A 14,935-nucleotide genomic window follows, 5' to 3' on the forward strand; every position below is an offset into this window, starting at 1 on the left:
CTGCTCTTCGAGCGCACGCTCAGGTCGGGGGCGTGGGCGGACGCATGACCACGACCTTGGGGTCGCCATCGATGTCCCACTTGAGCACCACCGGCCGGCTGAAGTCGAGGTCCGCCACCGAGACAGCGTAGAGGCCACCTTGCGGGGCGACATCGAGGCGAGCCCCGGGCCTCGAGGCCCGGCTCTCCACTAGCTGGTCTTCCGCCAAGGTCCCATTGAGGTAGACGGTCGCCACCTTGTCGGAGGTGTTGATCAGATAGATCATACTGTCACTACCTGGCTGAACGATCTCCGGATACGCCGCCTGCGTTTCGGTGATATCATCATAGTAGATGCAAACCACCGGCTTCGTGGCGTAGCGAACGACGATCATGGGGCTGACCTGAGCCTCTTCACAGGTCATCGAGGTCGATGTCGAAAATAACAAGATGCTCTTGACATCGGGTTCCGAGTTGTCCTCACCATAGAGGTGCACGAAGGTTTCCGCGGCATCGGCGTCGATGGTCGCCCGCGGATGCTCCGCATCCATCGAGTCGTACACGCATACGACATAACGGCTATCATTAACAACACGCACACCCCCGGTGGAGCATAGCACATTTGCTGTCGTCGACGGACTGACATTTTCAGAAAGCGAGCCCGCGGCTACCCCCAAAGGATCGATAACATTCCCATCTGCATCGATCGTAATCGTACTGGAGACATTATTCAGCGAATCGATATGAGTGGGACCCGACCACACAGTTTCACCCGAGAGCCGCCCCTCGCTGGTACAAACACTTACGCAGATCACGTCGTCGAAGAGACCAAACCTGAGGTGTTCCTGTGCATTCACGTTACCAGACAATTCATATTCATCAGTCCCCGACACCCACGCCACCTTCACAGAAATATTCATATCTGTATCATTTTTAATCATCACCTGCCCCGTCACGATATCGATATTACGGGGAACAGGCAGAAGTTCACCGCTGCTGTTGAGCACGACGGTCGCAATGGTCGTAGCTGGCTCGACATTTTGGGAATTCATTACCTTACTCCTTCTTTTGGTCGTTATCTGTTGTTTCTAGTGTTTCACGCAAAAACTTCACGCGATGCCCCCAGTCGGACCCGAGGGCTTCGAATTCAGCGATCGCCACCCGCGCCTGCGCGGCGGCCTCTCGCCCCTCGCCCACGGCCACGAGGCTCTCGACGAGCAGCCGCCGCGTCTCGGCCTGCTCGACCAAGTTGACGCCCAGCTCCAGGTGAATGTCCAAGCTGCGCTCGAGCAGGCCGCGAGCCGCCTCCGCGTCCCCCACGGCCAGGCGGGCGGCGCCCAGGCCCTTGTAGGCGATCGCCACGCTGTCGTTGCGCGGACCGAGGCTCGCGCGCAGCCCATCGAGGGCGGCGAGCAGCAGGCGCTCGGCCTCGCGGTGCGCACCGAGCTCGAGCAGCGCCTCGCCGAGGTTCATGCGCGCGGTCGCCAGCTCGGCGCCCTCCGCCGGCATGTGGGCCTCGGCCACTCGCAGCGCCCGCTCGTAGCTCGCGGCCGCCGCGTCGAAGCGGCCGAGGCGAAAGTCCAGCGTGCCCAGGGCGGTCAGCGTGTAGTAGCGATCGAAGTCGAGCGGCCCCGAGAGCTGGCGCAGGATCCCGTCGGCCTCCCGGTAGTGGGCGGCCTCGCGCTCGAGCTCGCCGCGCGCGTCGGCGAGCGTCCCCAGGCCGATATGCGCCATCGCGACGTTGCGGCCGCGCGGACCAAACTCGCGCTCGAGCTGCACGAGCGCGCGCTCGAGCGAGTCCTCGGCCTCGTCGAGCGCCCCGACATCGAGGGCGTTGAGTCCATCAGCGAGCAGCGCCTCTCCCCTGGCTTCGCCCGCTGCGTTCGCGCCGACCCAGTCCTGCTCGAGCGCGCTCGCCTCGGCCTGGAGCGCGATGGCCTCCCGCTCGTGGCCGCGGCGCCCCTGGAGCTCGGCCAGGGTCCGCAGGGCCGCCGCCCGGGACCACGCCGACTCGGGCCCCGCTTTTTGATAGCCGGCGACGGCGACCCGGGCCTCGCGCTCGGCGGCGTCGAAGTCTCCGGCGGCAGCGAGCACGCGGGCGCGCTGGCGGGCCGCCTCCGCCCGGCGCGGATCCCCTTCGCCGAGCGGCTCGACGCTGGCGGCCTCGCGCGACCCCGCCCAGCGGGCGAGCTCGAGATCGATCGCGTCCTCGAGCGCGACGATCCCAAAGGCGTTCCAGCTCCGCGCCAGCAGCTCCGGATCCCCGCGGCCCTCGGCGCGATCGAGGGCCTCGCCGATCCACCGGCGACCGCCCGCGAAGTCGCCCGCGGCCACGGCCATCCAGCATGCGACCAGCGCGGCCCGGACCTCGAGGCCGCCGAGCCCTCCTCCGCGCGCGGCCTCGACGATGTCCGCGACCTGGCGGCGGCGCGCATCGACCTCGGCGAGCCCCTGGCCTGCCCAGGCCGCGGCAAGCTGCGCCTGCAGGCTGTCCGCGAGCGCGCGCTGCTGCGCATCGATGACCGGCCTGCGAAACACCCAAGGATCCAGGCAGCCCTCCGGGCCGTCGAGCAGGGCCAGCGCCCGCGTGATCGCGACGCCCTGCGCCCCCGGGGTCTCGGCGACGCCGAGCACCGCCTCGAGCTCGCCCAGGCGATCATCGAGGCAGGCGCGGCGGCGATCGAGGCTGTCCTCGGAGCGCGCGTGCTCGACGTGGACCTCGGCGCAGGCTTGCGCGGCGACCTCGGACCAGCGCGCGCCCCAGTCGTCGATGGTCTCGACGACCGTCGAGCGCTCCCCGAGCGCCGCCGCCAGCTGCTCGCGGCGCGCCGGGGTCCACAGCCGCGCGAGCGCGCGCCCCGAGTCGGCGCAGGGGTCCGCGCTCGCAGCCGGCGTGGGCCCGAGCAGCCCGGCGAAGCCCGCCGCGAGCGCGCCGATCAGCCCCACTCCGAGCGCCGACGACAGCACCCAGGTCCGTCGGTGGGGCGCCAGCGCGTCGAGCAGCGCGTCCATGTCGACGAAGCGCTCGTCGGGCCGCGCGGCGAGGCCCTTGGCCAACACCCGACGAATCCGCCGGCCCAGCGCGCGCTCTTGCTCCGCGCTGCTGTGGCGCGGCCGGGCGCCACACAGCCCCTCCCAGACGCTCACGCAGTAGGCGTACTGGTCGGCCCGGACATCGACGGCCTCACCGGCGAGCTGCTCTGGCGCCGCGTAGGCCGGCGTCCCAGCGAAGCCACGGGCCGCGCTGGGCGAGGTCTTCGCCATCGTCGCGCTCGGCCTGGGCGCGGCGACCCGCTCGGCGGTGGACAGCGCCTCGTCGCCGCGAGACCCGGCCCGACGAACCAGGCCAAAGTCGATCAGTCGCACGCGCCCGTCCGCGCCGATCATCACGTTGTCGGGCTTGATGTCGCGGTGGATCAGCCCGGCCGCGTGGACCGCCGCGAGCCCGCGACCCGCGTCCAGCCAGGCCGCCAGGATCGCCTGGCGAGGCGGCTGCTCCTCGGCGACCCAGCGCCGCAGCGTCCGCCCGGGCACGAGCTCCATGGCGATCCACACCCGCCCCTCGCTGCGGCCCACGTCGTAGACCGGGATCACGTTGGGGTGAGAGAGCTTGGCCAGGCTCTTGGCCTCGTCGACCATGCGCTGCTCGTCCTCGGCCCCGGAGCCCTCGGCCCGCATGAATTTGAGAGCCACGCGGCGATCCAGGCGCTCGTCGAAGGCGCTCCACACCGTGCCCATCCCCCCCGCTCCCAGCTCGCGCTCGAGCGAGAAGCGATCGACTCGCTTGCGGCGCTCGACCTCCCCCAGCAGCCGCGCTCGAACCCGCTCGCGCGCGACCTCCACGGCCAGCGAGTCGGGGCCGGGGAGCTCGCCATCCACCGACACCCCAGACCACTCGGCGGCGCTGCCCTCGGCCGTGCCGGACTGCGCTGCTGGAGGGGTGGAGCTGGACTCTCGATGCATGACCTTGGACTCCACGAGGTTGTCGCCCCCGGCGGCGTTTCAATTGGAAATTTCTCGGCTCACCTTCCCCAGACCTCGCGCAGGCCCCGGGCCCAGCCCTCGAGGCCGGACAGGGTCGACTCGAGCTCCTCGCGCGAGCGCGCGAGCGCGTCCAGGTTCGCGCGCAGCTCTTGCTTGGCCGTGCGCAGCTTGTTGCGGGTGTTGGCCTCGCTGCTGTCGATGACCACGGCGATCTCCCGGGCCTTGAGCTGCTCCCAGTAGGCGAGCTCGAGCACCAACTGCGACTCGATCGGGAGGCGGCGCAGGGCCTCGAGCAAGAGCCGCTGCTCGCGGCGCTTGGCCATGATCGAGCTCGCGCCCGCGCCCAGATCCGCGAAGGAGAGCGAGCCGGGGTCGACCTCGCGCCCGCGCCGACGGACCTGCTCGTCGATCCACTGGCGCAGCACGTTGCGGGCGATGGCGAACAGCCAGGTGCGCACGCTCGCGTCCTCGCGGAAGCGGACCAGGCCCTCCGTGGCCCCGATGAAGGTGCGCTGGACCAGCTCCTCGGCCTCCTCGCTGCGGCCGACCTTGTTGGCGAAGAAGCGATAGAGCGCGCTGAAGTGACGATCGATCAGCCGGCTTCCGGCCCGGCGATCCCCCTCTCGCCACGCCGCCATGAGCTCTCGGTCATCGCCATCACTCACGGTGCGATGCTAGCACGCGGTGACCCCCCAAAAGCCTTCAAAGCGCGCCGCGCGACATCGAGCATGCCCGTCTAGAGGGCCACCCGCTCGCGGTACTCCGGGATCTCGCAGCCCCACCCGAGCTCGTCCTCGATCCGCACCCGCATGTGCTCGGCGGCCTCGACGTCCGCGTGGACCACGAAGACCTTGCGAGGCGCCCGCTCGCAAGAGCGCAACCACTTGATCAGCCCGTCTTGGTCCGCGTGGGCCGAGAGCATGTCGAGGCTCTCGATCTGCGCGCGCACGGGCACCCACTCACCGTGGATGCGCACGCGGTCGGCCCCCGCCAGCAGCTTGGCCCCGCGCGTGCCCCCGGCCTGGTAGCCCGCGAACAGGATCGTGTTGTTGGGATCGGGCGCAAAGCGGCGCAGGTGGTGCACGACCCGGCCGCCCGTCGCCATGCCGCTGGCCGAGATCAAGATGATCGGGTCGTCGCGGCGGTCGAGGGCCTTGGAGTCCTCGACCTCGCGCACGTAGCTGGCCACGGCGCACATCGCCGAGCACTGCGCGGCGCTCAGGCGGTGCGTCGAGGGGTGGTCGCGGTAGAGCTCCGTGGCCGAGATCGCCATGGGGCTGTCGAGGTAGATCGGCAGGCGCGGGATGCTGCCCGCGGCGCGCAGGCGCTCGAGCAGCAAGAGCAGGGTCTGGGTCCGGCCCACGGAGAAGGCCGGGATGACAAGGGTGCCTCCGCGCGCGGCGGCCTCGTTGACGACCTTGGCCAGGGCCTCGCCCGGGTCCTCCTCGCCGTGGTGGCGGTCGCCGTAGGTCGCCTCGATCACGACATAGTCGGCGCCCTCGCGGGGGGCCGGGGCGCGGATCAGCGGATCGTCGTCGCGACCGAGGTCGCCAGAAAACTGGATCCGCCGGCCCTCGACCTCGATGCACACGCTCGCCGCCCCGAGGATGTGCCCGGCCCGGCTCAGCTGGGCCTCGAAGCCGTGCGCGGGCGAGAAGCGCTCGCCAAACTCGCGCACGCGCAGGTGTCGAAGCGTGCGCTGGGCGTCCTCCTCGGTGTAGAGCGGCAGCGCGGGGTGGTGCTTGCTGAAGCCCTTGCGGTTGGCGTAGGCGGCGTCGGCCTCGTGGATCCGCCCGCTGTCCGGGAGCAGGATCCGACACAGCGCGCGCGTGGCCGTCGTGCAGTCGACGGCGCCACGATAGCCGGCCTTGACCAGCAAGGGCAGCGCGCCGGAGTGATCGATGTGCGCGTGGGTCAAGACCGCGCCGTCGAGGGCCTTGGCCGAGAAGGGCAGCGCCGCCCAGTTGCGCCGGCGCAGCTGCTTGTAGCCCTGAAACAGCCCGCAGTCGACGAGCAGCTCGCGCTTGCCGGCGCGGAGCAGGAACTTGGAGCCCGTGACCGTCTGCGTCGCGCCATAAAAGCCCAGCTCCACGCTCATGGCTGCACCCCCCGGTGACCGTTGGCGAAGCGGTGGATCAGCTCGGTGAGCACGTGCAGTCCTTCGAAGAGCTTGGCCATGAACGAGTGGTTGTGGTGGATCAGCACGAAGTTGGGGTGGCGCTGCCACAGCTCGCGCAGGCGGGTGTCGAGGGCCACGGCCTCGCGGTTGGTCTCGGTTCGAAAGGGGTTGCCGGTCTCGATCGAGAAGTCGCCGACGGCCGCGGTCTCGAAGAAGAGCACGGCGTCGTAGCGGGCGAGCTCGTCTTCGAGGGTGGTCTCGAGGGCAGTAAAGAACTCGAGCGGGTCGTCGCTCGGCCAGTAGGCCGCGCCGTCGATGGTCCCGCGATCGCAGAGCAGCACGCGCTCGGGGAAGCGCGCCGACTGCAGGTCCTCGAGGTTGCGCTGCACGTGGTAGATGGCGCGCTGGGCCGCCAGGCGAGCGCCGGGCTCGTCGCTGCGCGGGAAGCCGCCGGAGAAGAGCATCGTCGCCGACTCGGGCACGATGATCACGCGATCCCCAATCTCGCGGCGGAGCATGTCCGCGGCCGTGGTCTTCCCGCCGCCGGGTCCGCCTGTCAGCACGATGCGGCACAGGTGATCGCCGCGGCTCGATCGCGTGGGGTGCTCTGGGACGCTCACCCACCTACTGTCGACCATCGGGGCGCAGGCCTGCAACATCCGCTTGGGGCTCGGGATCCCCCGGCGCGCGCAGATGCGCTATGGTCTCGGCGATGGGTCGGTCCCACACCCCCGCAGCGCTGCTGCTGACCACGATCATGGCCGTGGGCCTCGGCTCCGGCCTCGCCTGCATCCGCGAGAAGAGCAAGGGCGCCCCGCCTTCGTCCGGAGGCGCCGCCAGCCACGTGGGCAACAACGATCCCCGCGGCGTCGACGATCAGCCCGACTGGGAGCTCCAGGCCCGCGAACTCCAGCAGCGCGTCTCCCCGCGCATGCCCAGCCCCCTGCCCACGGACAAGCGCGCCGCCTGTGCGGCCATGCTCGAGGAGGCCGCGGCCTTCTACACCGCGGTCGAGACCGACCCGGAGCAGCGCAGCAAGCGGCTCGCCGAGCTCCAGTCCACCCACGACGCCGACCTCGACGGCTGCCTGCGCGAGACCAGCGTCGCCGCGGCGGTCTGCGTGAAGATCCTGCTCGGCGACCGCGACAGCGAGTTCCCCTGGCTGCTCGACCAGTGCAGCCGCGCCTACCCCAACTCGGCCGGGGGCGGCCCCGCCCAGGCCGGGGGCGATGCCGAGGCCAAAAAATCCGCCCAGGCCCCGCGCGCCGAGGCCCTCGAGCTGACCTTCGTCGGCGACGTGATCTTTGGCCGCTACCGCGAGGACAACCAGTTCGATCCGATCATCGAGGGCGACGAGGAGCAGCTCGCGAGCTTGCCCGGGCCCTTCGTCGAGCTCGAGGCCGCGCTGCGCAGCGACATCTTGGTCGGCAACCTCGAGACCCCGGTGATCGAGGACCTCCCGCCGAGCTCGCCGATCGGCGCCAAGTTCCGCTTTGGCAGCGATCGCGAGATGATCCGCCTGCTCCGCGACGCCGGCTTCGACGTGCTCTCGCTGGCCAACAACCACTACTTCGACCTGCGCGAGGACGGCCAGCTCCAGAGCCCCAAGATCCTCACCGAAGAGGGCATCTTGGCGATCGGGGCCTCACAGACCGAGGCCCCCGTCTACCGGGTCGAGACCCTCGAGCGCCAGGGCTGGCGCGTGGGCTTCTTGGCGGTCACCAACCGCATCAACGCCCCGGTCCGCGAGGACACGCCGCAGGTGCCCTACATCGAGCTGCGCGACATGGTCGACGTGCTCGGCCCGATCCTCGCCGCGGCCCGCGAGGACCACGACCTGATCGTCATCGCCGTGCACTGGGGCGACGAGTACGAGGAGCAGCCCAACGTCTATCAGCAAAAGACCGCGCGGGCGCTGATCGAGGCCGGCGTCGACATGGTCATCGGCCACCACCCGCACGTGCTCCAGGGAGTCGAGCGCCACGCCGACGGGCTGATCGCCTACTCCATGGGCAACTTCTTGTTCGAGAACACCAACGAGATCCCCAGGCTGACTGGGGTCCTGCGCGCGCGCTGGACGGGTGCCCGCGGCGCCGGCTGCCTCGACCAGGTCACCTTCCACAGCGCGTACATCAAGCGCACGCCCTACCCCCACCCCACGCCGGCCACCGGCTACCTCGGCCGCAAGGTCCGCGAGCGGGTGATCGGCCAGGCCAAGGCCCTGGGCACCACCTTCGCGGCCATCGAAGACAGCGAAGACCTCGAGCTCGTCGGCCTCGGCTGCGGCCCGCGAGACGAGGCCGAGCCCAACGAGTAGACAGAGCATCACCATGGCACTCGAGTTTCTCCACACCATGATCCGCGTGCGCGACCTCGACGCGGCGCTGCGCTTCTTCGCGCTCCTCGGCCTCGAAGAGCAGCGCCGTCAGGACCACGAAAAGGGCCGCTACACCCTGGTCTTCCTGGCCACCGGCCCCGGCGCGCCGCAGCTCGAGCTGACCTACAACTGGGATCAGACCGAGCCCTACTCCGTCGGCCGCAACTTTGGCCACGTCGCCTACGCCGTCGACGACATCTACGCCACCTGCGAGCGCCTCCAGGCCGCGGGCGTCACGATCCTCCGCCCGCCCCGCGACGGCTACATGGCCTTCATCCGCTCGCCCGATCAGGTCTCCGTCGAGCTGCTCCAGCGCGGCGAGCCGCTCCCGCCCAAGGAGCCGTGGGCGTCCATGGCCAGCCAGGGCGAGTGGTAGTCGGGGCTCCTAGCCTGTCAGCTGCGCGAGCCCGGCCCGGGCCTCGTCCAGGGTCTGCGTGCGCTTGAGCGCCTCGAACCACGCCCCGGCGTCCCCGCGCAGCAGGGCGGCCATGCGCAGCCACTGCTTGAAGCGGCCCAAGGTCGCGCGGAGCTCGGCGCCCTCGGCCGCCATGGCCTCGGCGTGAGCGATGAGCAGGGCGGCGAGCTCCTCGGCCCCGAGGTCCGTGTCGCGCCAGCCCCGGGCCTGGGCGAAGAGCTCGGGCCGGCCCATCGCCCCGCGACCGATCATATAGGAGGCGCAGCCGCTGACCCGGGCGCAGGCCAGCAGCGCGCCGCGATCGAAGAGGTCCCCGTTGGCGACCACCGGCATGCTCACGGCCTCCCGGGCCCGGCCGATCGCCGCCCAGTCCACCGGCGGCTTGTAGAGCTGGCGACGCGTCCGGCCGTGGATCGTCAGCCAGCTCGCCCCGCCCTGCTCCGCCGCCCTGGCGATCTCCACGACGGGCGCGGCGTCCTCCCAGCCCACGCGGATCTTGGCGCTCACCGGTATGGCCGCCGGCACGGCCTCGCGCACGGCTCGAGTGACCGCCTCGACGCGGCAGGGCTGCTTGAGGAGCGTCGCCCCGCCGTCGGATCGGTTCACGGTCTTGGCGGGGCAACCAAAATTGAGGTCGATGCCCGGCGCCCCCAGCTCGGCCGCCAGCGTGGCCGCCCTGGCCATCCACTCGGGGTCGCCTCCGAGGAGCTGCAAGAACACCGGCACGCCTGCGCGCGTCCGCCCGCCGCGGGCGAGCTCCGGGCAGTGGCGCAGCATCACCACGGGCTGGACCGGCTGCCGGGTCACGCGGACGAACTCCGACACGCACATGCTGATCCCCGAGGGCCGGCCGGGCGCCAGCGGCCAGCTCGTGAGCAGCTCCCGGGTCGTGGCGTCGGTTACGCCGTCCATCGGCGCGAGGGCCAAGAAGAGCCCCGGCTCTCCCGGCCGCCTCGCCACCAGCTCGGCGCTCTCCCAGGCCGCCGCCGCGGCCGGACTCAGCCCCTCGAGATCACAAACACCCCTTTTTCCTGGCTCGAACGCCATTTAAACGGGGTTTTTTAGGGGGCTCAGCCCCGATTTCCGCCGGCGTCGCGGAGCTCGTCGCTCTCGCCGAGGTCGAGCTCGAGCTGGGCGTCGAGGGCCGGCGACCAGGGGATCAGCACGAACTCATAGCTGCGCTGCTCACCCGAGGCGTTGCGAACCTTGCGGCAGACGAAGCCGTTGGGCGTGAGCTCACGCCGGCGGATCAGCTCCCAAACCATCAGCTCGACGGCCTGCTCATCGGCACCGTCATCGACCAGGCGATCCACGAGCTTGCCCATGGTCACGCCGCCGGTCGCACCGCTTTGCTCGACGAGGGCGAGCACCGCTTCTTGGAGCTGTTCGGGCATGGGCGAGCCAGAATGGATCGCTGTGCAGAGGCTGACAAGGTCGCGGCGCAAAAGGCTTGGCAGCCCGTAGTGGCGGGCAACAGACCATCACTTGGACCGGCGAGGCCCTCGCCCCCCTCGGGCAGCGCACGAAAATGCTTCGCGCGCGCGCACCTGAAAGCGGACTCACGAGGCGAGTTCACCCCTCCCCCAAGCGGCTCGAATCCGGACGACTTCGGGTGGCTCCCGCTCCCTCCGAGGCGAGCCGGCACACACAAAGTGCGCAGGGACCGTGATCGAATCACCGACCTGTGGGTACTCAAGAACCGACATGACTTCGAGCCTACGATTTTCCACCTTCACCCTCGCGGCTTTGAGCGCTCTCGCGCTCAGCGCCTGCGGCGGCGCCGAAGCGGAGCGGACCCCGGGAGACTTCATCTCCGACAACCCGACCGGCGGCGGCGACGACTACTACGGCGAGGACGACATCGGCGCCGCCGAGGAGACCGGCGACAGCGGAGAAGAAGGTGCGGGTACCGGTGAAGACGACAACGGCGGCGACACCCTCGAGGTGCTCGAGGCCGACATCGTCCAGATCGTCGGCGACACCCTCTACGCGCTCTCGTCCTATTCGGGCCTGACCGTCGTCGACGTCACCAACCCCGACGACATGCGCTCGCTCGGCACCTGGAAGACCGACGCCGAGCCCTTCGAGATGTACGTCGAAGGCGACCAGGCCTTCGTGATGTTCAACAACTACTACTTCTGGACGTGGGACGAGGAGTTCGACGAGTGGAGCGAGAACTCGAGCAGCCGCCTCGTCGCCCTCGACGCCAGCGACCCCGCCAACATCCAGGTCCGCGGTGAGTTCACCTTGCCCGGGCGCATCCAGGATTCGCGCCGCGTCGGCGACATCCTCTACCTCGTGACCATGGAGGACGGCTGGTGCTGGGAGTGCGACGGCACCCAGCAGACCGTCGTCACCTCCCTGGACATCAGCGACACGAGCAACCCCGTGGTCGTCGAGCAGCTCTCGCTGCCCAGCCCCGGCGACAGCTGGGACTGGGAGCGCAGCGTCGAGTCGACCAGCGAGCGCATCTACATGGCCTCGCGGACCTGGGCCTGGCAAGGCCTGGGCTCGATCATCGACGTTGTCGACATCTCCGCCGGCGACGGCAGCCTGGTCGCCGGCGCCCAGGTCCCCGTCGACGGCAGCGTCTTCAGCCGCTGGCAGATGAACGAGTACGGCGACGTGCTGCGGGTGATCAGCCAGTCCGACTGGAGCACCGACCCCAAGATCGAGACGTGGACGATCGAGTCGTCCGACTCCTTCGTGCCCCTGGGCAGCGGCGACATCAACATCCCCGTGCCCGAGTCGCTGCGCAGCGCTCGCTTCGACGGCGACCGGGCCTACGCGATCACGGCCGAGCAGACCGATCCGCTGTTCACCATCGACCTCAGCGATCCGGCCAACCCCCAACAAAAGGGTGAGCTCGAGATCCCCGGCTGGGTCTACCACATGGAGACCCGCGACGATCGCATCCTCGCCCTGGGCTACGACCCCAGCAACGCCGCGGGCGCCATCAACGTCAGCTTGTTCGACGTCAGCGACTTCGACGCGCCGGCGCTGCGCAAGCGCGTGCACTTTGGCGGCGACTGGGCAGACTTCGCCGAGGACCAAAACCGCATCCACAAGGCCTTCACCATCCTCGACGACGAGGAGCTGCTGCTCGTGCCCTACTCCGGCTGGGACTGGAGCAGCAACTACGAGTGCAGCGGCAGCTACCGCAGCGGCGTGCAGCTGATCGACTGGATGGACGACGACCTCACGCTGCGCGGCGTGGCGCCCTCGCGCGGCCGCGCCCGCCGGGCCCTGCTCCACAAGCAGCGCGTGCTCACCGTCTCGGACCTCCAACTCGCGAGCTTCGACTTCTCCGACCGCGACGCGCCCGTGTCCAACGACGACCTGATGCTCGCCGTGCAGGTCGACGACCTCGTGCACAGCGACGACGTCTGGGTCCGCATCTCGCGTGACTGGTGGACCAACAATCAGGTGCTCGAGATCGTCGACGGTGACGATCCGACCGCGTCCGAGCCGCTCGGGGTGATCAACCTCGAGGCGCCCGAGGACGAGGGCATGGGCTGCTCCTGGCGGTGGGTCGAAGACCTCTTCGCCGTCGGCGACCACGTGTTCGTGGTCGAGACGGTCTACGCCGAGTCCTGGGACGAGGGCTACGAGAACTACGACTACAAGCAGTACGCGCGGCTCGTGTCCGTCGACGTCAGCGACCCGACCAATCCGATGGTCGACGACGAGCTCGACATCCCCGGCAGCCCCAGCTGGGGCCCGAGCAGCCTCGGCAACGTCGTGACCAGCTCGAAGTGGATGGTCAACCAGGGCCAGTCCCTGGTCATGCTGACCACAGACGATGACGGGCTCAGCAACCCGGTCCAGGTCGTCGACCTCTCCAACCCCGCCGCGCTCGAGATCAGCGCGACCCTCGAGCGCCCCGAGGGCCAGACCCAGGGCATGCTCTCGGTGCTCTCGGACACCGTGGTGTCCTGGCACACCGAGCCCGTCGAGGGTCAGCCCGGCAAGGTCCGCTTCTACTTCGACCGCCTCGACCTCGACGGTCAACCCGCCTGGGCCCCGGCCGTCAACGTCCCCGGCATCGTCGTCGCCTACGACGCGGACGCCGGCCGCCTGGTGACCGTGGACTTCGAGATCGAGACGATCCAGGCGACCACCGACGACTGCTTCTCGCATCCCAAGTACTGGCAGATCGACTGGGACGAGTACGACTGGGAGAACGAGGACCAGCTCCTCGACTGCCAGCTGATCTCGCACACCCTCGAGCACCTCGAGGTCGACGGTCAGGGCGCCTACCTGATCGAGAGCGTCGAGTTCGAGGGTGACTACGGCCTCGAGCAGCTCTTCGCCACGGACACGCGGATCTTCGCCAAGCTCGACCGGACCTCGTGGACCTACGACGAGAACGAGTACGACTACGAGTACGAGTACGACACCAAGCTCAGCGTGTTCGACATCAGCGACGAGGCCCTCCCGCGCACCGAGCACGACGGCGAGGCCTTCGGGCACTGGTGGCAGGTCAACGCCGTGTCTGGGCCGCGCGCGGTGATCCGCGAGGACTACACGAGCCTCGGCCTCGTCGACGCCAGCGACGTCGAGCAGGTCGAGATCCAGCACTCGGCGCTCCCGGGCTGGGGCGGCTGCTACTCCCCGGTGATCGAAGGCGACAAGGTCTACTGCCCCATGGGCAGCCGCGGACTCGAGGTCGTCGAGTGGTAGGCGCCTGAGCTCCAGCCGCCACCAAACACCGTGCGTCGAGCCCCAGGGCTCGGCGCGCGGCGCTTTTGGTTGACCCATGAATTCGGCTCACGAGCGCCCAGCGCCACTTTGGCCGCGAGGCGCTCATCGCTCGCGGCTCACCGACAGCGCGTGATCTTTTCGCCTTGACGCTCTTTGTCAGGCCACTCAAAATCCGAGCAAATGAAAGCGACTTTCATTTGCCCGCCTCTTCGGCCAGAGCGGGCCGTGCTCGGCCTCCTCGCCCTGTCCGCCCTCGGCTGCCTCGACCTCGAGCTCCCCGGCGACGACGAGGGCGGCGACGGGGTCGACGTCGTGCTCTGCGAGGAGGACTGCACCCACGAGCTCTCCGGTGAGCTGATCCTCTTCGTCAACGCCCGGCTCTCCGACGAGAGCTCGTCCTTCCAGAGCCACATCGAGCTCGCCACCGAGGGCACCTTCTTGGGCAACGAGCTGTTCCTCTACGACCCCACCAAGGTCTGCGAGGACGGAGGCAACGCCTGCCGGCTGACCAGCCTCGGCTACCTCCACCTCGACGACGCCCTCGGCGACATCTCGGTCGAGGACGGCAGCCTGCGCAAGTTCGTGGTCCGCGACCTGGCCTGGCACCCCGAGCAGGGCCTGTGGGCCGCGACCTTCGACACCCTCAACGACGAGTGGTCGATCACCCACCTGGAGGTGGACGACTGGAGCCGGCGCGACAACCTGATCGGCGTCGAGCGCTGGGTCGTGCCGCCCGGCCCGGCCGAGAGCCCGAGCACCGACCCCTGCTACTGGTTCGAGGCCGTCAGCGGCCTCGGCTTCGCCGGCGACGAGCTGCTCTTGGGCGTGCGCGGGACCGGCAGCAAGGGCCTGGTCAGCGAGGGCTCGCTGCTGCGCGTGCGCACCGAGGTGTTCGATCAGGGCCACTGCGTGCAGGACAGCGACGTCAGCCAAGACCCGCTCTACTACGCCTGCGACGTGGTCTGCGAGCAGTGGTGCAGCTTCGGCAACAAGATCGGCGTCGCCGGTGACGTCGTCGAGGCCCTCGACGGCGAGAGCGCGGCGGCCTGGCTGCGCAGCGAGGACGAGGACGCCATGGCCCTCGACCACAACGAGCTCTCGACCTGCGCCCCGCCGGCCGCCGGCGAGGTCAGCGAGGCCGCGTCCGCCAACGTCTTCCTCGACGAGGTCGTGCGCGGCGACGAGATCGACGCCATGGCGCGGATCGACGGCGCGCTCTACGGGCTCAGCGTGCTCGGCAAGGTCTACCTGATCGACGAGGTCGAGCGCACCGTGGACGAGGTCGACGACCTGTCCGGGCTGTTCGCGGACCAGGGCCTGCGCCTGCGCGGCGCGGCCGCGGTCACCGTTCCCTAGGA

The 14,935-nt window shown here is 69.7% G+C and carries 11 protein-coding genes; 4 read left to right on the plus strand and 7 right to left on the minus strand.

What is annotated here, in order from left to right:
* Positions 1 to 19 precede the first annotated feature (19 nt).
* The 5 genes from G6O69_RS36210 to G6O69_RS36230 all read right to left on the minus strand — a co-directional run bounded on the left by G6O69_RS36210 (position 20) and on the right by G6O69_RS36230 (position 6,701).
* Positions 20 to 529 (minus strand): hypothetical protein, encoded by a 510-nt coding sequence (locus G6O69_RS36210; RefSeq protein WP_176397286.1) that lies wholly within the window; start codon positions 527 to 529, stop codon positions 20 to 22.
* Between the two features lie 505 nt (positions 530 to 1,034).
* Positions 1,035 to 3,941 (minus strand): serine/threonine-protein kinase, encoded by a 2,907-nt coding sequence (locus G6O69_RS36215; protein WP_172308033.1) that lies wholly within the window; start codon positions 3,939 to 3,941, stop codon positions 1,035 to 1,037.
* A gap of 59 nt (positions 3,942 to 4,000) precedes the next feature.
* Complete coding sequence (locus tag G6O69_RS36220; RefSeq protein ID WP_346017130.1) at positions 4,001 to 4,627, minus strand: RNA polymerase sigma factor; 627 nt, start codon at positions 4,625 to 4,627, stop codon at positions 4,001 to 4,003.
* A 71-nt stretch (positions 4,628 to 4,698) separates the two neighbouring features.
* Positions 4,699 to 6,054 carry an MBL fold metallo-hydrolase gene (locus G6O69_RS36225; RefSeq protein ID WP_172308425.1) on the minus strand — a complete coding sequence of 452 codons (1,356 nt, stop codon included), beginning with the start codon at positions 6,052 to 6,054 and terminating at the stop codon, positions 4,699 to 4,701.
* Positions 6,055 to 6,056: 2 nt separating this feature from the next.
* Entirely contained in the window at positions 6,057 to 6,701 is a 645-nt protein-coding gene (locus G6O69_RS36230; RefSeq protein ID WP_217909985.1) for an AAA family ATPase, read from the minus strand.
* A 92-nt stretch (positions 6,702 to 6,793) separates the two neighbouring features.
* Here G6O69_RS36230 and G6O69_RS36235 point away from each other — a divergent pair, with 92 nt between their 5' ends.
* A complete protein-coding gene (locus G6O69_RS36235) occupies positions 6,794 to 8,398 on the plus strand; it encodes a CapA family protein (RefSeq protein ID WP_172308035.1) in 1,605 nt (534 codons plus the stop codon).
* A gap of 13 nt (positions 8,399 to 8,411) precedes the next feature.
* The gene (locus G6O69_RS36240) at positions 8,412 to 8,834 is read left to right on the plus strand and encodes a VOC family protein (protein ID WP_172308036.1); all 423 of its coding nucleotides are present in this window, start codon (positions 8,412 to 8,414) and stop codon (positions 8,832 to 8,834) included.
* 9 nt (positions 8,835 to 8,843) lie between these two features.
* Here the strand turns inward: G6O69_RS36240 and G6O69_RS36245 are convergent, their stop codons facing one another.
* Together G6O69_RS36245 and G6O69_RS36250 are read right to left on the minus strand one after the other, a co-directional pair.
* Positions 8,844 to 9,833 carry a tRNA-dihydrouridine synthase family protein gene (locus G6O69_RS36245; protein ID WP_176397287.1) on the minus strand — a complete coding sequence of 330 codons (990 nt, stop codon included), beginning with the start codon at positions 9,831 to 9,833 and terminating at the stop codon, positions 8,844 to 8,846.
* A 110-nt stretch (positions 9,834 to 9,943) separates the two neighbouring features.
* Positions 9,944 to 10,267 (minus strand): hypothetical protein, encoded by a 324-nt coding sequence (locus G6O69_RS36250; protein WP_172308038.1) that lies wholly within the window; start codon positions 10,265 to 10,267, stop codon positions 9,944 to 9,946.
* 310 nt (positions 10,268 to 10,577) lie between these two features.
* Between G6O69_RS36250 and G6O69_RS36255 the strand changes: the two genes are divergently transcribed.
* Positions 10,578 to 13,556: a beta-propeller domain-containing protein gene (locus G6O69_RS36255; protein ID WP_217909986.1), complete on the plus strand. Its 2,979-nt coding sequence runs from the start codon at positions 10,578 to 10,580 to the stop codon at positions 13,554 to 13,556.
* 246 nt (positions 13,557 to 13,802) lie between these two features.
* Entirely contained in the window at positions 13,803 to 14,933 is a 1,131-nt protein-coding gene (locus G6O69_RS36260; protein WP_172308040.1) for a hypothetical protein, read from the plus strand.
* Positions 14,934 to 14,935: the final 2 nt, after the last annotated feature.

The organism is Pseudenhygromyxa sp. WMMC2535 (assembly GCF_011083025.2).